This is a genomic window from Actinomycetota bacterium, assembly GCA_040754375.1.
Lineage (GTDB): Bacteria > Actinomycetota > Acidimicrobiia > Acidimicrobiales > AC-14 > JBFMCT01.
This window is the reverse complement of record JBFMCT010000051.1, coordinates 1-19,525: the sequence shown is the minus strand read 5'-3', so window position 1 is coordinate 19,525 and position 19,525 is coordinate 1. Positions and strand designations below refer to the sequence as shown.

Annotated in this window: 10 protein-coding genes and 3 tRNA genes; 7 read left to right on the top strand and 6 right to left on the bottom strand. The window is 71.3% G+C overall.

Annotated elements, in window-relative coordinates; genetic code table 11:
* Positions 1–183: 183 nt before the first annotated feature.
* A complete protein-coding gene (gene larC, locus AB1673_15625; GenBank protein MEW6155393.1) occupies positions 184–1,386 on the bottom strand; it encodes a nickel pincer cofactor biosynthesis protein LarC in 1,203 nt (400 codons plus the stop codon).
* The gene (larB, locus tag AB1673_15620) at positions 1,383–2,123 is read right to left on the bottom strand and encodes a nickel pincer cofactor biosynthesis protein LarB (protein MEW6155392.1); all 741 of its coding nucleotides are present in this window, start codon (positions 2,121–2,123) and stop codon (positions 1,383–1,385) included. Before larB ends, larC begins: the two co-directional genes overlap by 4 nt.
* A gap of 134 nt (positions 2,124–2,257) precedes the next feature.
* On the opposite strand from larB, the gene pheA reads away from it, so the two are divergent.
* The 3 genes from pheA to AB1673_15605 all read left to right on the top strand — a co-directional run bounded on the left by pheA (position 2,258) and on the right by AB1673_15605 (position 3,532).
* Complete coding sequence (pheA, locus tag AB1673_15615; protein ID MEW6155391.1) at positions 2,258–3,223, top strand: prephenate dehydratase; 966 nt, start codon at positions 2,258–2,260, stop codon at positions 3,221–3,223.
* A 23-nt stretch (positions 3,224–3,246) separates the two neighbouring features.
* Positions 3,247–3,330 (top strand) — tRNA-Ser (locus AB1673_15610).
* Positions 3,331–3,442: 112 nt separating this feature from the next.
* Positions 3,443–3,532 (top strand) — tRNA-Ser (locus tag AB1673_15605).
* Between the two features lie 17 nt (positions 3,533–3,549).
* On the opposite strand, the gene AB1673_15600 is transcribed toward AB1673_15605, so the two are convergent.
* Positions 3,550–3,702, bottom strand: a complete 153-nt coding sequence (locus AB1673_15600) for a hypothetical protein (GenBank protein MEW6155390.1) — start codon at positions 3,700–3,702, stop codon at positions 3,550–3,552.
* Between the two features lie 103 nt (positions 3,703–3,805).
* On the opposite strand from AB1673_15600, the gene AB1673_15595 reads away from it, so the two are divergent.
* Positions 3,806–3,878 (top strand) — tRNA-Arg (locus AB1673_15595).
* A 23-nt stretch (positions 3,879–3,901) separates the two neighbouring features.
* On the opposite strand, the gene AB1673_15590 is transcribed toward AB1673_15595, so the two are convergent.
* Positions 3,902–5,029 (bottom strand): tyrosine-type recombinase/integrase, encoded by a 1,128-nt coding sequence (locus tag AB1673_15590; protein ID MEW6155389.1) that lies wholly within the window; start codon positions 5,027–5,029, stop codon positions 3,902–3,904.
* A 139-nt stretch (positions 5,030–5,168) separates the two neighbouring features.
* Here AB1673_15590 and AB1673_15585 point away from each other — a divergent pair, with 139 nt between their 5' ends.
* The gene (locus AB1673_15585) at positions 5,169–10,421 is read left to right on the top strand and encodes a DEAD/DEAH box helicase (GenBank protein ID MEW6155388.1); all 5,253 of its coding nucleotides are present in this window, start codon (positions 5,169–5,171) and stop codon (positions 10,419–10,421) included.
* A gap of 52 nt (positions 10,422–10,473) precedes the next feature.
* Here the strand turns inward: AB1673_15585 and AB1673_15580 are convergent, their stop codons facing one another.
* Entirely contained in the window at positions 10,474–12,129 is a 1,656-nt protein-coding gene (locus tag AB1673_15580) for an RNA-binding domain-containing protein (protein MEW6155387.1), read from the bottom strand.
* Between the two features lie 458 nt (positions 12,130–12,587).
* Between AB1673_15580 and AB1673_15575 the strand changes: the two genes are divergently transcribed.
* Positions 12,588–15,608 (top strand): helicase-related protein, encoded by a 3,021-nt coding sequence (locus AB1673_15575; protein MEW6155386.1) that lies wholly within the window; start codon positions 12,588–12,590, stop codon positions 15,606–15,608.
* Between the two features lie 133 nt (positions 15,609–15,741).
* Positions 15,742–17,934: an NAD-dependent DNA ligase LigA gene (gene ligA, locus AB1673_15570; protein MEW6155385.1), complete on the top strand. Its 2,193-nt coding sequence runs from the start codon at positions 15,742–15,744 to the stop codon at positions 17,932–17,934.
* 3 nt (positions 17,935–17,937) lie between these two features.
* Here ligA and AB1673_15565 read toward each other — a convergent pair whose 3' ends face one another.
* Entirely contained in the window at positions 17,938–19,314 is a 1,377-nt protein-coding gene (locus tag AB1673_15565; GenBank protein MEW6155384.1) for a hypothetical protein, read from the bottom strand.
* Between the last annotated feature and the right edge of the window lie 211 nt (positions 19,315–19,525).

Below are 19,525 nucleotides of genomic sequence, written 5' to 3'. Positions count from 1 at the left end.
CAGGGCCGCCGCCGGGCAGGGCCGCCGCCGGGCAGGGCCGCCGCCGGGCAGGGCCGCCGCCGGGCAGGGCCGCCGCCTTACGGGGCCGCCAACGAGCAGGGCCGCCGCCGGGCAGGGCCCCCGCCGGGCAGGGCCGTGCTGGTCTGGGTTCGATCGCCTCCCGCCGAGACGCTGGCGGGTGCTTCAGCCGGCGCGGTCGGGGCCGGAGGGCGAGCCCGACGTCCGGGCCCGCCAGGCCTCCTCGGCCCTCGACAGCACCTCGCGCAGAGGCAGACCGGCCCGGCGGGCGGCCCGGGCGGCGTCGGAGTGCTCGACCTTGACCCGACCGGCGCTGACCTTGACCCGCACGGGCAGGCCTTCGATCTCGACCTCACCGCTACTGCGGGCCGCCGGCCACCGCTCCAGGCGCTGGCCCCGCAGGCCCAGCGAACCTGTCTCAGCCGTCAGCACCCCGCCCACCTGCTCGGCCAAGGCCGGGTCGGTGAGGGCGCTGACCGTGTAGGCCGGGCGCCCCTTCTTCATCACTATGGGCGTGACCCAGGCGTCGTGGGCACCGGCGTCGAGCAGGGCGGCCAGGGTATGGGCCAGCACCTCGCCGGTGGCATCGTCGACGTTGACCTCCAGCAGCATGACCGGCTGCCCGGGCCCGGCCGCCCCGGTGGCGGTGGTGGCCTGGCCCAGCACCACCTGGGTCAGGTTGGGCAGGTCGGGCAGCTCCCGCTCGCCCGCTCCGAACCCGGTGGCCATCACCGTCATCGCCGGCATGGGCCCGTACGAGGTGGCGGTGGCGGCCAGCAGAGCGGCCCCGGTGGGGGTGGTCAGCTCGACCCCGATCTCGCGCCCGTAGGTGGGGGCGCCCCGCAGTAGCTCGACCACCGCCGGGGCGGGGTTGGGCAGGGCCCCGTGGGCGCTGCGGACCATGCCCGTGCCCGTGGCCACTGCGCTGGCCCGCACCTGGTCGACGTCGAGCAGCTCGAGGGCGGCGCACACGCCCACGATGTCGATGATGGCGTCCACCCCGCCGACCTCGTGGAAGTGGACCTGCTCGACGGGCCGGCGGTGGAGGCGGCCCTCGGCCCGCGCCAAGGCTGCGAACGTGGCCTGTGCCCGGTCCCGCACCCGGTCGGGCAGGCGGGCTTCGTCGATGAGCCCGGTGATGTGGGCGTAGGTGCGGACCACCCCGTCCTCGGGGGCCCGTACCTTGACCCTGGTGGCGGCGATGCCCGAGCGCATGGTGGGCTCGATCTCCATCCGCCAGCCGGGCACCGGCAGCCGCTCCAGGAGCGAGCGCACCTCGTCGACGTCCGCCCCGGCGTCCAGCAGGCTGCCCAAGGCCATGTCCCCGGCGATGCCCGCGAAGCAGTGGAACCAGGCGACGTTGGTCACGAGAGGCGCATCAGCCGCAGGGCCGCGCAGGCCGCGCCGTAGCCGTTGTCGATACCGACCACGGTGATCCCGGCCGCGCAGCTGGCCATCATGGCCAGTAGGGCGGTGATGCCGTTGAGCCCGGCCCCGTAGCCCACGCTGGTCGGCACGGCGATGACCGGGGCGGGCGTCAGTCCCCCGGCCAGGCTGGCCAACGCGCCCTCCATGCCGGCCACCACGATGACCACGTCGGCCTCGGCCAGCTCGTCGGCCGTGACCAGAAGCCGGTGGACCCCGGCCACCCCGACGTCGGCCAGCAGGAGCGGACGCAGGCCAAAGGCGCTGAGCACGGTCTCACACTCCTCGGCCACCGGGAGGTCGGCCGTCCCGGCGGTGAGGACCAGCACCCGGCCCGGTCGGGGCGGCTGGGGACGCCACACCAGCGTGTGGCCGGTGCGTACGGCCCCCGGGTTGCGGGCCTCGGCCGCGGCCGCCTGGTGCTCGTCGGCTCTGGTCAGCAGCACCGGCCCGCCCGGTTCGTCGAGCAGCTCGGCCACGATGGCCGCACACTGCTCGGGCGACTTGCCGGGGCCGTATACGGCTTCGGGCATGCCCTGGCGCAGGGCGCGGTGGTGGTCGACCCGGGCGAAGCCCAAGTCGGCGAACGGCAGGCGCTTCAACTTGGAGACGGCGTCGTCGGCCGACAGGACGCCCGAACGCACGTCGTCGAGGATCCGGCGCAGGCTGGGCTCGTCCACGGGGTGCATTATCGCCGTGGGCGGAGGTGGCTGCCCGCCGACGGCCCGCCAGCGGCCCCGGTGCCCGCCGCCGGTGCCCGCCGAAGGCCGCCGATGCCCGGCTGCCGGCCTCCGGAGAACTACGGTCTGGCCCCGTGAGCGAGAACGCCGGTCCTAGCCAGGCCCGGGTCGGGTTCCTGGGCCCCCCGGGGACGTTCACCGAAGAGGCCCTGCTGGGCGAGCCCGACCTGGCTGCCGGCGACCTGGTGGCCCTGCCCTCGATGCCCGAGGTGCTGGCTGCCACTGCCGCCGGCGAGGTCGACCTGGGGTTCGTGGCCCTGGAGAACTCCATCGAGGGCACGGTTCGCCAGGTGCTCGACGCGCTCATCTTCGAGTACGACCTGCTCATCCAGCGCGAGGTCGTCATCGGGATCCGCCAGAACCTGCTGGGCCCGCCGGGAATGTCCCTGGCCGACGTCAAGGCGGTGGCCTCGTTCCCAGACGCGGCCGCCCAGTGCCGGCGGTTCCTGTCCGAGACCCTGCCCGGTGTGCCCGTGCTGGCTTCTACGTCCACGGCCGAGGCCGCCCGCCAGGTCGGCCAGTCCCCGCCCGATGGCACGGCCGCCGTGGGCACCGCCCTGGCCGCCGAGCTGTACGGGCTGGAGGTGCTGGCCGAGGGCATCCAGGACCACACCGACAACGTGACCCGCTTCGTGGTCGTGGCCCCGCCCACGGCCGGGATCCCGGAGATGACCGGACACGACAAGACCACGATCGTGTGCTTCCAAGAGCATGACCAGCCTGGGAGCCTGCACGCCATCTTGGGCCAGTTCACGGCCCGCAACATCAACCTGACCAAGCTGGAGTCGCGCCCGACTAAGCACATCCTGGGCGACTACTGCTTCATCATCGACCTGGAGGGACACGTCGACGACGAGGTCGTCTACGACACCTTGCGTGACCTCCACGCCCAGCTGCGCAGCATCAAGTTCCTCGGGTCCTACCCGGCCGCTGGCGAGCACGGCCCCGCCATCCGCCGCGACGCCGAGGCCTCATGGCGGTCCGCCGACCACTGGGTCAGCAACCTTCGGGCCAAGGTCGTGCGTTCGCCGGGCCGGTAACCTGGCCCCACCGGCGGCTTCCGGGAGGGATGGCAGAGCGGCCGAATGCGAGGCTCTTGAAAAGCCTTGGGCGACGAGCCCCGTGGGTTCGAATCCCACTCCCTCCGCCGGCACCTGCCGAAGTCTCGGTAGATTTCCTGCCGCTCAGCGGTCACGAACCTACCGAGACTGCCAGGCCGACGACGGCGGGGCCACGGCTGTGCAACACTCGGGGGGCGAGGAGAGGTGACCGAGCGGCCGAAGGTGATCGCCTGCTAAGCGATTAGGGGGTGTAAAGCCTCCTCGAGGGTTCGAATCCCTCCCTCTCCGCCGGCCGCCGGCCTTGGTCAGATCTTCTTCTCGGTGATGTTCCCGCCGCCGGTGGACGACGCGCCTTTCAGGGACGGGTCACCTTCCTTGCGCCCGCCTCGCAGGTCGCTGTTCTGCTCCTCGGGGTCATCGGTCATCGGTTCACCCGTCTTGGGGTTCACTTTGGGCATGATGCTCCTCCTTTGCGATCGGCCCGTTCCTCCCCCGCCCGGCCCGCCCGGAAACGCCGGGTAGACTGCCAGAGGTCGCCCCCACGGGCGGCCACAACCTTCAGCGCTGGTAGCTCAACGGATAGAGCATCTGACTACGGATCAGAAGGTTGGGGGTTCGAATCCCTCCCAGCGCGCTGGCAAATTTGCAGTTCAGAGGCTATGCCGAGGCTTCTGAGGTTCCTGGCGAGGCCGGGCGAGTCCACAAAAAGTCCACACCCCGCTGGAACAGCCCGTCGAGGGCGTCGGTAATCTCGACGTCCCGCTCCGGGAACAAGTGCCCATAGGTGTCGTAGGTGACCGTGATCGATGAGTGCCCCATACGGCGCATCACGGCATATGGATCAGCCGTCGAGGCGATGCAGAACGCGGCATAGGTGTGCCTCAGGTCGTGGAACCTCAGGCCCTCGGGCAAGCCCGCGGTCCGGACCGCCGGCTTGAACTTGCTGCTGTAGAAGTTGCCGTGCCGGAGCGGCCCCCCCTTCGGGCTGGTGAAGACGAGTTCCTCCCGGTTGTCGCGTCGTGCCCCAAGGTAGGTGGCGAGCTCTTCCAGCAGTCGCGGTGGCATGGGCACATGGCGGTTCGCGTACGTCTTGGTAGGCCCGACGATGAGTTGGCCGGCGACATCACTGACGGACTCCGCAACCTCGACCCGCGCGCGCCGGAAATCGATCCGCTTGACCCGAACTGCTCCGATCTCGCCGGCCCGAAGGCCGGTGTAGGCCGCGAACCGGATCAGTGTGCCGTACGGCGGGGTGATTGCATCGGCGAGTGCTTGGACTTCCTCAGGCCTGAGGAACAGCATCTCGGACTTGCGCGGGCGGACGAGGCGAAGCGCACTCGCCGGGTTGGCCTTGAGTGCGCCGGCATCCACCGCAACCGCCAGCACGTGGCGCGCCACCTGGGCGGCGATCCGGACGACGTCGGGGCCGGCGCCGCCGGCGGTCAGGTCGCTCGTGAACGTCCTCATCGCCGGTCGGTCGATCGAGCCCACCGGCGCATCGCCGAGGAGGGGCAGCACATGCCGGCGCAGGTTGACCTCGTAGTCGAGGCGCGTCTTCGGCTTCAGGTGGCCCAACTGGCCCAGCCACTCGTCGGCCCAGTCGGCGAAGGTGACCTTGCCGAGCCTCGGGTCCAGCCAGTCGCCACGGACCTTGTCGGTCTCCACCGAAGCGGCGAACCGCGTGGCATCCGTCTTCCTGGTGAAGTTGCGCGCCCGCTGGCGGCCGTTGGGGTCCCGGTAGCGGACCTGGAAGTTCCCCGACGTTGTTCGCCGCATCGACGCCATGGGCCAAATGCTAGGTCCGCCGCGGGCGAATGGACCGAGCCACATGGCGGACGATCGTCTCCCTCGCGTCGTGGTCTGACCCGAGCGGCTGGGGCGCCGTAAGGTCGAGCGATGGGCGTCGGGCGGTGGAGGAGCGGGCGTGGACGTCTTTAGGGTCCGGGAGCAGCTCGTCGGGGACTACCGGGCTTTCACGGCTGCGTTCGTGGAGCCGCGAGACCCGCGGATCGCGGGGTTCATCGAGCAACGGCTGGCCGAGGGGTCGCAGTGGCCCGAGCCCTGGCTGTCGCTCAACCCCAACTTCGCCGTCGGGGGGACGGCCACCGAGCTGGCCGACGGCGGCGTGCTCCACCCCGAGTGCGCCCGAATCTTCCGGCTCAAGTCCGGGCCCGACGACTCCGGCGGGCGGCCGGTGACGTTCCACCGCCACCAGCGCGACGCCATCGAGGTCGCCGCGACAGGCCGGTCCTATGTCCTGACCACGGGCACGGGCTCGGGCAAGTCCCTCGGCTACATCGTGCCCGTCGTCGACCGGGTGCTGCGCGAGCAGGCCGACGGGGGCGGACGACGCCAGGCGGGGGTCAAGGCCATCGTCGTCTACCCCATGAACGCCCTGGCCAACAGCCAGCGGATCGAACTGCGCAAGTTCCTGTCCTACGGCTATGGGCCGGGGGAGCAGCCGGTGACCTTCGAGCGCTACACCGGCCAGGAGAAGCCCGACGAGCGCCGGCGCATCCTCGCCGAGCCGCCCGACATCCTGCTCACCAACTACGTGATGCTCGACCTCGTCCTGACCCGTCCCGACGAGCGCCAGCACCTCATCGAGGCCGCCCGGGGCCTCCGCTTCCTGGTGCTCGACGAGTTCCATACCTACCGGGGCCGACAGGGTGCCGACGTGGCCATGCTCGTGCGGCGGGTGCGCGAAGCGTGCGAGTCGCCCGGCCTCCAGGTCGTCGGCACCTCGGCCACGGTCGCGTCGACCACCGCCACGCTGGCCGGTCGGCGCCGCGACGTGGCCGACCTCGCGTCCCGCCTGTTCGGGGCCGAGGTGGCACCCGAGGCGGTCATCGGCGAGACGCTGGTGAGGGCCACCACCGGCGACCAGCCCGGCGTCGCCGCCCTGCGCCTAGCAGCCGCGCAGGCCGCGGCCACCGACCCCCAGGCCCCAGCCACGCCCTACGCCGAGTTGGCCGGCGACCCGCTGGCGGCCTGGGTCGAGTCGGCGTTCGGCCTGGCCGCCGACCCCGAGACGGCCGCCCTCGTCCGCCAGGTCCCCACCTCGGTCGCCCTGGCCGCCGAGCGGCTGGCGGGCGAGGCCGGCATCGACGCCGGCACCTGCGCCACCGCTATCCGCAACACCCTGTTGGCGGGCAGCCGCGCCCGTCACCCCGACCACGGGCGGCCGCTCTTCGCCTTCCGGCTCCACCAGTTCGTGTCCAAGGGCGACACCGTCCACGCCAGCCTCGAGCCCGAGCCCGACCGCTACCTGACCGACCACTACCAGCTACGGGTGCCGGGTGCCGACCACAAGGCTCTGCTGCCGCTGGGGTTCTGCCGAGAGTGCGGCCAGGAGTACTACGTGGTGGCCCGGGTCGCCGACGGCGGGCCGGTCCGGTTCGTCGGCCGCCGCGACGCCGACGCCTCCGGGGGCGACGCCGTCACCGGCTACCTCTACCTGTCGACCGACCTCCCCTGGCCCGCCGACCCGGCCGAGGACGGGCGCCTTCCCGACCACTGGCTGCTGGAGGACGACAACGGCACGTCCTCGGTGGTCGCCTCCAAGCGCAAGTACCTCCCGACGCCGGTCTGGCTCGCCCCCGACGGCGAGCAACGCCCGGAGGGCCAAGGCGTGCCCGCCTGGTTCATGTCGACCCCGTTCGCCTTCTGCCTGCGCTGCCGGGTCTCCTACGAGCAGGTGCGGGGCAACGACTTCTCCAAGCTGGCCACCCTCGACCAGGAGGGACGGTCGTCAGCCGTCACCGTGCTGAGCGCCAGCGTCGTCCGCTCCCTACGCGCCCTGCCCCCCGAGGCCCTCGACAACAAGGCCCGCAAGCTGCTGACGTTCGTCGACAACCGCCAGGACGCCTCCCTCCAGGCGGGTCACTTCAACGACTTCGCCCAGGTCGGCCAGCTCCGAGGCGCGCTGTGCGCCGCCCTGGCCGCCCGCCCCACCGGGCTCACCCACGAGGTCGTCGCCCAGGAGGTGACGGCCGCCCTCGGCCTGGAGCCCGCCCGGTTCGCGGCCAGCCCCGAGGCCAAGTTCTCGGCCAAGGAGTCGGCCGAGCGGGCCCTGCGCCAGGTCGTGGAGTACCGCCTCTACACCGACCTGAAGCGGGGCTGGCGGGTAACCATGCCCAACCTGGAGCAGACCGGGCTCCTGCGGGTGCAGTACGCCGACCTGGCCGAGATCGCGGCCGACGAGCCCACCTGGACCGGGCGCCACCCCGCCCTCGTGGCCGCCGATGCGGCCCTGCGCCAGGAGCTGGCCCGCATCCTGCTCGACGAGCTGCGCCGGGTGCTGGCCATCGACGTGGACTGCCTGACCGAGCTGGGCTTCGAGCGCGTCCAGCGGGAGTCCCGCCAGCACCTGCGCGAGCCGTGGCGCATTGAGGACACCGAGCGCCTCGAACTGGTGGGCACGGCCTACCCGCGCTCGGGCACGCCGGGCGGGGCCCGTACCGACCTCAACGTCTCGGGCCGCACCGCCTTCGGCCGCTACCTGCGCAGCCCCGCCGGCCTGGGGCGCGCGCTGTCGGCCGAGGACGGCCTGGCCATCGGCGCCGGCCTGCTGGCGGTCCTCCACGAGGTGGGCGTGCTGACCCAGGCGGGCGTCGACGCCAACGGGGTGCCGGGCTACCGGCTGAAGGCCTCGGCGCTGCGCTGGGCCCCGGGCGACGGCACCAAGGGTGCCGATGACCCGCTGCGGCGGCGGCTGGAGAGCGAGGCCGTGGCCCGGGTCAACCCCTTCTTCCGTGACCTGTACCGCGAGGTCGGCCTCAGCCTGGCCGGGATGTACGCCAAGGAGCACACCGCCCAGGTGCCCCCCGCGGCCCGGGAGGAGCGCGAGGAGGACTTCCGCGAGGGCACCCTCCCCCTGCTCTACTGCTCGCCCACGATGGAGCTGGGGATCGACATCGCCAGCCTCAACGCCGTCGCCCTGCGCAACGTGCCCCCCACGCCCGCCAACTACGCCCAACGGTCGGGGCGGGCGGGGCGGTCGGGCCAGCCCGCGCTGGTCACCACCTACTGCGCCACCGGCAACGCCCACGACTCATACTGGTTCGCCCGCAGCCGCGACATGGTGGCCGGCGCGGTACAGCCGCCCCGCCTCGACTTGGCCAACGAGGAGCTGGTGCGCTCCCACGTCCACGCCGTTTGGCTGGCCGAGACGGGCCAGTCGATGAAGTCGTGCCTCACCGACGTGGTGGACGCCGCCGGTGACACCCCCAGCCTGGCCTTCCGGCCCGAGGTGTGGCGGGCGCTCATCGACGCCCGCGCCCGGCGCCGGGCCGTCCCCCGGGCCGAACGGGTGGTGGCCGACCTGCGGCGCACCTGGGCTACCGCCGGCGACCCGGCCCCCTGGTGGTACGACGGGTGGGTGGCCGACGTGGTGGAACGGGCGCCCGACAACCTCGACCGGGCTCTCGACCGCTGGCGCGACCTCTACCTCACCACGCTGGCCGAGTACACCGAGCAGGGCCGGGTGGCCGTCGACCCCAGCGCCCCCCGCAGATCTCAGGACAACGCCGCCAGTCGTGCGCGCGAGGCCCGTGACCGCCTGAGGCTGCTGCGCAACGAGGACGCCGAGGTCGGCCAGACCGACTTCTACTCCTACCGCTACCTGGCCTCGGAGGGCTTCCTGCCCGGCTACTCGTTCCCCCGCCTGCCCCTGGCCGCCTACATCCCCGGAGGGCGGCCCGGCCGGGGGTCCCGGGAGGGCGACTACCTCCAGCGACCCCGCTTCCTGGCCATCCGGGAGTTCGGGCCGGGCGCTCTCATCTACCACGAGGGCGCCCGCTACGAGGTCGTGCGTATCCAGCTCCCCCGCAGTGCCGAGGGCCGGGCGTCGGTCGACACCGAGGACGCCCGCCGCTGCCAGGCGTGCGGCTACCACCATCCGGTGGGGGTGGGCACCGACACGTGCGAGGGGTGCGGAACCGGCCTGGCGGCCAAGACCTACGGGCTGCTGCGCCTTCAGACCGTGCACACCCGCCGGCGGGAGCGGATCTCCAGCGACGAGGAGGAACGTCGGCGCTCGGGGTTCGAGATCGAGGTCTCCTACCGCTACGGCACCCACGGTGACCGCCCGGGCCGCATCGACGCCCGCAGCACGCTGGGTGCCAACCCCGACGGCCCGCTGCTGGAGCTCACCTACGGCGATGCCGCCACTGTCCGGCTGACCAACGTAGGACGGCTGCGACGCAAGGACCGCGACGACCGGGGGTTCTGGCTCGACACCGAGACGGGGCGCTGGCTCTCGGACCGCCAGGCAGCCGACGCCCCCGTCGACGCCGGCCACCTCGAGGGCGACTTCGCCGACGTGGCCACCCGCGCCAAGGTCATCCCCTTCGTCTCCGACACCCGCAACATCGTCGTGGTCCGCCACGCCCGGCGCCTCGACGACACCGAGGCCACCTCGCTGCGCTACGCCCTCGAGCGGGGGGCCGAGGCCTTCTTCCAACTGGAGGACGCCGAGCTCGACTCGACCGCCCTTCCCGACGACGGCCGCCGCGGCCGGTTCCTGCTCACCGAGTCGGCCGAGGGGGGTGCCGGCGTCCTGCGCCGTCTCGTGCTCGAGCCCGACGCCATCGCCCGGGTCGCCCGGGTGGCCCTCGACCGCTGCCACTTCCACCCCTCCACCGGGGAGGACCTCGGGCATGCCCCCGGGGCGCGCGAGCGCTGCGAACGGGGCTGCTACGAGTGCCTGCTGTCCTACTCCAACCAGTCAGACCACGCCCTGATCGACCGCCACCGCGTCCGCGACCTGCTGGTGGAGCTGGCCGGCTCGTCCACGGCCGCCGGTGCCGGCGGCCGTACCCGGGCCGAGGCCCGCGACGTGCTGGCCTCCCTGGCTGACTCGTCGCTGGAACGACGGTTCGTCGACTGGCTCGACGACCGGGGCCACCGCCTGCCCGACCGGGCCCAGGTGACGGTGTTCGAAGCGCGCGCCCGGCCCGACCTCGTCTACGACCTGCCCACCGGCCCCTACGCCGTTTTCGTCGACGGGCCCGTCCACGACAACACCACCCAGGCCGAGCGCGACGCCGCCGCCGAGGAACGGCTCCTCGACGCCGGTTGGGGCGTGGTCAGGGTGCGCCACGACGACGACTGGGAGGCCCTGGTCGCCCGCCATCGCTCGGTTTTCGGGCCGGCCCGGGCCACGCGCCGCTCATGATCGCGGCCGTGAGCGCGCGAGCACGAGGGACGGTGCGCAGCCCTATGGGTTGTCATCGCGCCGGCTCCCGGTAACGGGCGGACCGTCTCGACCCCTCCATCTCCAAGCGGCCGCTCGCGGCGAGCCCGCGAAGCAGCCGCGAGGCCTGGTCATCGGAGAGCTGGCAAAGGGTGGCCGCCTCTCGACGAGTGATCGACCCGTGCTCGCGGGCGTAGGTGACCACCATCTCCTCCTGCTGGATGCGGTCGAAGCCACGGGTCCGGACGTAGTCGGCCGGACGGCCTAGCTGGCGGTACATGGCAGCCGAGAGGTGGTAGGTGCGGGCCTTTCGCTCACCTCGGGATTCGAGGTTGCCACGACCGACCAGCTCGTTGAGCAATGCACGAGCCTCGTCCTGGTTGAGCTGAAGCAGTTCGGCAGCCCGCGACGAGGTGATCCGCCCTTCCCCTCGGACCTCGTGCAGCACCTGGAGCGTGGGCAGGGAGAGCCTGTCGCCGCGTCGTTCGGCCCCGGCGACGAACGCTGCCAGCTCACGGTCGGCAGGCCCGGGCCGGACCCTCACCTCGACCCATTGGGCGGTGGAGCGGCCATAGTCGGGAGCGGCACGCCCGAGCGCGAGTTGGCTCCAGTAGACCTTGTTGATGCCTCGGCCGGTGCGGTCAACGATCCCAGCGCGCTTGAATGCGTCGGCCAGCCGGGGGTTGCGCGCGTTGGGAGGGGCCGTGAGGACGTTGCCGACGGTGATACCTGCCGGGAAGCCTCCGGCGTTGGAGATGGCGAGGACCCCGTCCTCGATCGCCACCCTGACCTGTCCTCGCATGGCGTAGTCGCGATGGACGAGCGCATTGGCGACGAGCTCACGCAGGGTTGAGTCGGCGAAGCGGGGGAGGCCGATCCTGAAGAGGCCGTCCTCGATCTCCTCCTCGGGGTTGTAGGGCTCGATCGCGGTGGTCAGCTCGATCATGGCTCGCAGCAGCGGCCTTCTGTCGATCCGGTTGACGACCACGTCGAGGTTCCCCAGGACCTGGAAGGCGGTTTCGTGCGTCGGGATAAAACGTTCGATGGCGGCGTCGGTGCCGAACAGCAGCACGGCGCCCAGGGCAAGGACCCCACCGGGAAGGAGGAACCCCAAGGCGGTGATCAGGTCATGGTCGGAGAGGGTGGCGAGCACCCGGTCGCCCTGGCCGCCGGCGAGATCGCGGAAGCGGGCGAGTTCCGCCGGATCGAGGTCCGGCTTGGTGGCACCCGGCAGCGGCAGGAGTGAGACGTCGACCGCTCCGATCGCACCGGCTCGGCCGAGCTGCTCGTGGGGGAGCATGGGCACGCATGTCGGCTTGCCCTGCACGTCGATCGCCCTGCGCAGGTATAGCCCGCCGGAAGTGGAGACGATCGTTCGGGGCGGGGCGACGTGTACCGCCACGACGTGCTTGCCGTCGATGGCGTGGACCTCAGCCTCGACCACGACCGATGGCGCCGTGCGGCCAGCGATCATGGACGCGAGGCGAACCGGGTCGGTTGTCGTCCCGTGGCGGGGGGTGGTCCCGGTGATCGAGCCGTCGTCAGCCACGCCGAGCAGGATCCGGCCACCGTCAGCGTTAGCAAGGCAGACGACGGCCTCGACAAGCCGATCATCGTTGACCTCCGTCTTGAACTCCACGCTCAGCGACTCGCCTGCCCGGGCGAGTGCCTTGACCTCTTCGGCGTTCACCTGCCCAACCGTAGCGCATTGGTTTGCGCTTTATGAGACACATACCGACATGCGCATTGTTTGCGACAGTTTGCACAATCCCCAAGTAGCCCTCGGGCGGTCCCACGGAACTAGCCCTATTGGGAGCCCTCCGGGCGGGAGCGGGTGTAATCCGTCAGGTCGGCGACGCGCCGTAGTCCGCTCGGGCCAGGTAGTGGCACCTTCTCCCGCGCGTCGTACCTCTGCGCGAAGCACGCCTGCGCCGCCTTGTAGACGTTCTGGTAGTCGATGAAGACGGCGACTCTGCTCACGGACGAGGTCCCCGGAAAGGTAAACCCCGCCATTCCGGTGAGCCGAAGGCGTCCCGAAAGGCGGGGAGGATTAGGACCCAGACTCTACTTGGCCAGGACCAGTATCGCCACCGCTGCCGGGACACCCCCCGGCGCGGGGGCGGCTTGGACAGCCTACGGTTGTCGGCCATGGAGCTCGGTGGGCGGGGAGCAGGCTCGTTCGCGGCTGGGTCGCTCGTGCATGCACGGGGGCGGGAGTGGGTGGTGCTGGCCGAGAGCGAGCCCGACCTGTTGGTGCTACGGCCCCTGGGTGGTGGCGACGACGACACCGCCGCCGTCCTGCCCAACCTCGAGCCGGTGCGGCCCGCCACCTTCCCTCCGCCGACGGCCGCCGACCTGGGCGACGCTGCCAGCGCCCGCCTGCTGCGTACCGCGCTGCGCATCGGCTTCCGGTCTTCGGCCGGGCCGTTCCGCTCACTGGCCAACCTGGCCGTGGAACCCCGGGCCTACCAGTTCGTGCCCCTGTTGCTCGCCCTGCGCCAGGGCCCGGTGCGCATGCTCATCGCCGACGACGTGGGTATCGGCAAGACCGTCGAGGCCGGCCTTATCGCCGCCGAGCTGCTGGCCCAGGGCGACGCCCGCCGCCTGGCCGTGCTGTGCAGCCCAGCCCTGGCCGAGCAGTGGCAGGGCGAGCTGCGGGACAAGTTCGCCATCGACGCCGAGCTCGTACTGCCGGCCACCGCCGCCCGCCTGTCCCGCCGGCTGATGCTCAACCAGTCGCTGTTCGACCGCTACCCCCACGTGGTGATCTCCACCGACTTCATCAAGTCCCCGGCCCGGCGCCACGAGTTCGTGAACCACTGCCCCGAGCTGGTGATCGTCGACGAGGCCCACACCGCGGTGGCCGAGGGGTCGGGCGGCGGCGCCCGGGCCCGCACCCAGCGCCACGAGCTGCTCAAGGCCCTGGCCGCCGACGCCACCCGCCACCTCGTGCTGGTGACGGCCACGCCCCACTCGGGCAAGGAGGAGGGCTTCCGCAACCTGCTGGCCCTGCTCGACCCCGAACTGGCCACCGTCGACCTCGACGACCCCCGGGGGCGGGCGCGGCTGGCCCGCCACTTCGTTCAGCGTCGCCGGGCCGACATCCGCCACTACCTCGACGAGGACACCGCCTTTCCCTCCGACCGTCTCAGCCGGGAGGCGCCCTACGAGCTGTCGGCGCCCTACGCCGCCTTCTTCGACCGCGTCCTGGCCTACGCCCGTGAGCAGGTGGTCGACGCCACCGACCCGTCCGGCCCCACGGTGCGCCAAAGAGTGAGGTGGTGGTCGGCCCTGGCCCTGCTGCGCACCCTCGCCTCCTCGCCGGCGGCGGCGGCGGCCACGCTGCGCACCCGGGCGTCGGCCGCCCAGGCCGAGAGCGTGGAGGAGGCCGACGCCCTGGGGCGGGCGGTGGTGCTCGACTCGGCCGACGACGAGGCTCTGGAGTCCCTCGACGTCACCCCGGGGGCCGACGCCGTGGGCACGGTGGAGGACGAGGGCATCGACGAGGGCTCCACCGCCGCCGAGGTGGCGGCCGCCGGCCAGCCCGTGCTCGGGGAGAAGCGCCGCCTGCTGGCCCTGGCCCGCGACGCGGCCCAACTGACCGGGCCCCGGTTCGACCGAAAGCTGGCCACCCTCGTGGACGAGCTGAAGGGCCTGCTGGCCGACGGCTACGACCCCATCGTGTTCTGCCGCTTCATCGACACCGCCGAGTATGTGGCCGCGCACCTGGGCGAGCCTCGGGTGCTGGGGGCCGAGGTGAACGTGGCCGCCGTGACCGGGCGGCTGCCGCCCGAACTTCGCCAGGAGCGCATCGCCGAGCTGTGCACCCTCGCCGGCCGCCACGTGCTGGTGGCCACCGACTGCCTCTCCGAGGGAGTCAACCTCCAGGAGCACTTCGGGGCCGTCGTCCACTACGACCTGGCGTGGAACCCCACCCGCCACGAGCAACGCGAAGGACGCGTCGACCGGTTCGGGCAGCGGCGCGACGTGGTGCGGGCCGTCACCATCTACGGGCGGGACAACCGTATCGACGGCATCGTGCTCGACGTGCTGATCCGCAAGCACCGGGCCATCCGGGCGGCCACCGGGGTGTCGGTGCCCGTGCCCGACGAGTCCGACGGGGTGGTGGAGGCGCTCATGGAGGGACTCGTGCTGCGGGGCCAGCGCCCGGCCGACCAGCTCGCCTTCGACCTCGGCCTGGAGCAGCGCCGTGACGACCTCCACCGGGCGTGGGAGTCGGCGGCCGAGCGGGAGCGGCGGTCCCAGACGAAGTACGCCCACGAGGGGGTGCACCCCGAGGAGGTGGCCCGCGAGGTGGCCGCCTCCCGCCAGGCGATGGGCACCCGCCAAGAGGTCGCCGAGTTCACGGTCGAGGCGCTACGGGCCCTGGGGGCGTCGGTCACCCGCCGGGGACCGAGCTGGGAGGTGGTCACCTCGACCCTGCCGGTGGGCCTGCGCGACGCCCTGCCCCCCGGCCACGCCGAGCCCCTTCCGCTGCACCCCGACCTGCCCGTGCCCCGGGGCCATGGCCTGCTGGCCCGCACCGACCCCCACGTCGAGGCCGTGGCCCGCCACGTGCTCGACACCGCCCTCGATGCCGGAGTACCTCCCGCTCACGGCCAGGCGTGGGGCAGGGGCCCCCACGCTCTGGAGGAGGGCGGGGTTGGGGCCCCGCCCGGGGAGCCGGCCGAAGGCCGGCCAGCAAGCATCGCGGCGCGAGCCGGGGTGGGCCGCACCCGGGCCGTCAGCCAGCGCACGACGCTGGTGCTGGTCCGGTTCCGCTTCCACCTCGACCTGCCGGGGCGCGACGGCACCCGCTCCCTCGTCACCGAGGACGCCCGCTTCCTGGCTTTCGCCGGCCCCCCCGACGCCGCCGCCTGGCTGGGCCCGGCCGACGTCGACGCTCTGCTCGGCGCCACCGCCGACGCCAACGTCGCCCCCGACCACGCCGCCGACCTCCTGGCCCGCCTGACCACCTCGTTGCCCTCGTTGTCGCCCGCCCTCGACGCCGAGGCCGACCGCCTGGCCACCGAGCTGCTCGACGCCCACCGCCGCGTCCGGGCGGCGGCCGGCGCCGCCCGCCGGGGGCTGGCCGTGGCGGCCCAGAAGCCGGCCGACGTGCTCGGCCTCTACGTGTGGCTGCCGGTGACCGCCGCCGGCCCGCGATGAGCCGGGCTACGGCACTGCGCCCCGACCACCTGGGCGGGCTCACCACGGTGCGCACCGTGGGGGGCCTGGTGCCGCCCGACCTCCTCGAGCGGGGGGGGGGGGGGGGGGGCCGGGCCGGGGGCCCCCCTTCGCCATGGTGCGCCCGGTGTGGTTGCCCGTCGTCCCTGTTCAGTGCCGGACGGTCAGGGTAATATCGGCGACGACGAACCGCCTCGGGCTGGGGGTCGCCATCGAGAAGCAGGAAGCGGCGCGCCGCGCCAAAGAACTCAGGAGCCAGATCGATCACCACAACTACCGCTACTATATTCTTGACGAGCCCGAGATCTCGGATGCGGAGTACGATCGACTCATGCGCGAGCTCGAGTCGATCGAGGCCGCGTTCCCGGAGCTGGTCACTCCCGACTCGCCCACGCAGCGAGTGGGTGCGCCTCCCGCCGAGGGCTTCGCGCCGGTGCGCCATGCAACCAAGATGCTGTCTCTCGGCAACGCCTTTGACCAACAAGAGCTGGAAGTGTTTCTGGCGCGGGTCGAGAAGGAGCTGAACGGGGAGCAAGTTGAGCTCGTCTGCGAGCTGAAGATCGATGGGACCGCGGTCGCCGTGACCTATGAGAACGGCGTTCTCGCGCGCGGCGCGACGCGTGGCGACGGCGAGGTGGGTGAGGACATCACGCCGAACCTGCGCACCATTCGTTCGATACCTCTGAGACTCCATCTCGACAACCCTCCGGCTCTACTAGAGGTTCGGGGTGAAGCGTACCTGCCGGTCGCCGAGTTCGAGCGGATTAATCGCGAGCGCGAACTGCTGAATGAGGAGCGCACACGGCAGGGACTCCCGCCTCTCTTGCTCTTTGCCAACCCCCGCAATGCGGCTGCGGGGAGTCTGCGCCAGCTCGATCCGGCCGTCACGGCGAGCCGCTCCCTGGACATCTTCTTCTATCAGATCGGCGCGGGGCCGCGCTTCCCAACGCACTGGGACTCCCTGCAATACATGCAACGGGCCGGGCTGCGCATCAACACGCGAAACGCGAAGGTTGCCAATGCTGAGGAGGCGTTCAAGTTCTGTCTCGATTGGCAGCAAGGGCGCGATACGCTTCCGTTCGAGATCGACGGCGTGGTCGTGAAAGTCGATTCGCTACAGCAGCAGAACCGTCTTGGCGCCACCAGCAAAGCGCCGCGCTGGGCGACGGCCTACAAGTTCCCGCCCGAGCAGGCGACGAGTGTGCTGCGCGACATCGTGGCCAGCGTCGGCAGGACCGGCGCGCTGACGCCAATCGCCTACTTCGACCCGGTACGGGTGGCCGGCTCCACAATCCAGCGCGCCACGCTGCACAATGAGGACGAGGTGCGGCGCAAGGATATCCGCATCGGGGACACGATCATCGTGCAGAAGGCTGGGGACGTGATTCCCGAGGTGGTCGCCCCGGTCGTCTCGAAGCGCACCGGCAAAGAGCAAGTTTGGCAAATGCCGCCGCGCTGCCCGGTCTGCGATGCCGCGGTGGATCGCCAGGCGGATGAGGCCGTCGCCTACTGCACGAATGTGGCCTGTCCGGCGCAACGCATCGGTCGGCTGATACACTTCGCGGGTCGCGGAGCGATGGACATCGAAGGCATGGGCGAAGAGAGAATCGTGGCCCTCGTTGAGCGCGGCAGACTGAGAGACGTTTCGGACTTCTACCGTCTGACGCGCCAAGACCTGCTTGCGGTCACGACCAAGATCGAGTCGGAAGCCGCGGAGGAAGCGGCGGAGCACGCGTCGGGCGAGACGGCCACCGGCCGGATGAAGAGCGTCGGCAAGGGAGCCGACAATCTTGCGGCGGCGATCGAGACATCAAAGCGCCGGCCGCTCTCGCGGCTCATCTACGGCCTGGGCATCCGGCACGTTGGCGGGACCGTCGCGCAGGTCCTCGCAGACCAGTTCGGTTCGATGGACGCACTGATGGGCGCCGGCCGCGAACAGCTTGAGGAGACCGAGGGTATTGGGCCGGTGATCGCCGAGAGTGTGGCGCTCTTCTTCGAGCAGTCGCAGAACCGCGAAGTGATCGAGCGGCTGAAGGCGGCGGGCGTGAGGATGTCTGAGGAGCGCGCGGCGGGGCCGCGGCCGTTGGCAGGAAAGACGTTCGTGCTCACCGGCGGGCTGGAGGGATTCACGCGTGAGGAAGCGACGGAAGAGATCAAGCTGCGCGGCGGCAAGGTGACCTCGAGCGTCAGCGCCAAGACGGACTACGTGGTCGTCGGCGCCGAGCCGGGCAGCAAGTTGGAGAAGGCGAAGAAGCTCGGCGTGACGACGATCGATGAGGACGAATTCGTGCGACTGTTGGCGGAGTAGGCCCTAGAAGTGCGGCAATCCCACGACGACCCACGCTGACCAAACCACGGCGAGCACGAGCGCTTGAGCCATCGAGCGGCGCCAGACATCCGCCCACGGTCTTCCCTTCGCAAGAGCCTGCCTGGTCAACACCCTTCCAAGCATAGCCAGTGTCACGACGTTCCACCCAATCACCGCGTGCCGGTTCGGCGTGTAGCCGCCTGAGATCGTCCGGCTGACGATCGCCGCGAGTGCGTAGACGTTGAGCAGCAAGGTCAGGATCGCCGCGGCCATGATCGCCAACCGCAGGATCTGAGATCCGCGTCCCGCGAGTCGCTCGTCCAACCCCGGTGCGGCCACGGCCAGCACGGCGATAATCGCGACGATCGTCACGTTGTAGATGATCAGCGTCTCGCGCTGGGTGAAGGCCTTCATGAACTGGGTCGGGATGAAGTAGGCATCGTAGACGAGCAGCACCCCGATCGTCAGGGGTAGAAGCAGGCGTACTAGTATTCTGATGACGCGGGCAAGACCCGTCTGCCACTCCTGATCCGCCGGCGCGCCGGTTGCGTCGTAGACCGTGGCGACGGCCAGGACCGGGATTGCGCCCGCGCCCCAGCAGACGAACCTGACGACCAGCTCTTCCGACAGGGTAACCCCGAGCGCCCGGAAGATGCCGACCGTCAGACCGGTGAAGACGCCTCCGGCAATCACGTACAGCCCGGCGGTGACGATAGTCTCGGCGGACTTCGCCACGAATGCGAAGACCTGCCGCCAGAGGTCCCCGAGCGTCGCGCACATCGCGCCGGCCAGCACTCCCCAGCAGACAAAGGGAAGATGCAGCGCGATCAGCCAGGCTTGCGCGAGTCCCGCCGGCTCGCGATCGGCGTCGCGCATCGCGGCGAGGGGCACCCATCCCTCCCAGGCTGCCAGGCCAAAGAGCAGCGCAAGCAGTAGGAGTGCGCCGACGTATAGCTGGAGTCGTCGTTTGTCGGGCCCTGTGGCGTAGGAGAAGACAAGGACGGCCGCCGCAGTAGCCGGCGCCCAGCCGAGCAGGAACCGGGGCGAGGCAGGGTCCGCGAGGCGCCCGGCCATCTCCCAGGTGAGGAAGACGAAGGTGAGCCCCAGGGCGGCGCTCGTCAAGATAGCGGCGAGCCAGTGCCGTCGCGTCGCGTGTTGGGCAATCTCAGCGGTCCCCGTACTCGGGCCGGGCTCTCTGGCGATGTCCAGCCGATGCGACCAGGCTTGGAGAAGGAGGTTGTCTGGATATCGCACCAGAAGGGCGGCGATCGCATCTACGAACAGCGGCTCGTCACCTGAGGTCACGGCGCTGCGGTAAAGCTCCTCCAGCGAGCGAGGATCGTCTCTGGCTGCCTCGATTGAGCTCATCACCGTCTGCACGCATCAGATACTAGCGGTATCGACGAGACGTGTCACCGCGGCGCGCTTCGGACCCCCTCGCCCTTGCTCGCAGTCACCGCCTTTGCCACCCTCAGCCGCGCCATGTATCCTATCCGCAGGCATTCAGCTGTGAAAGGCAAGGCACAGACTTCCGAGATGACATCCGAGACAGAAACCCAGTTCCTCCTCGACCCGGAATCCTGCACGCACT

Excerpts from the sequence above, each read along its gene's own strand:
- AB1673_15600 (MEW6155390.1), bottom strand. The coding sequence starts at position 3,702 with ATGCCCAAAGTGAACCCCAAGACGGGTGAACCGATGACCGATGACCCC.
- AB1673_15590 (MEW6155389.1), bottom strand. The coding sequence starts at position 5,029 with ATGGCGTCGATGCGGCGAACAACGTCGGGGAACTTCCAGGTCCGCTAC.
- AB1673_15575 (MEW6155386.1), top strand. The coding sequence starts at position 12,588 with ATGGAGCTCGGTGGGCGGGGAGCAGGCTCGTTCGCGGCTGGGTCGCTC.
- ligA (MEW6155385.1), top strand. The coding sequence starts at position 15,742 with ATGGTGCGCCCGGTGTGGTTGCCCGTCGTCCCTGTTCAGTGCCGGACG.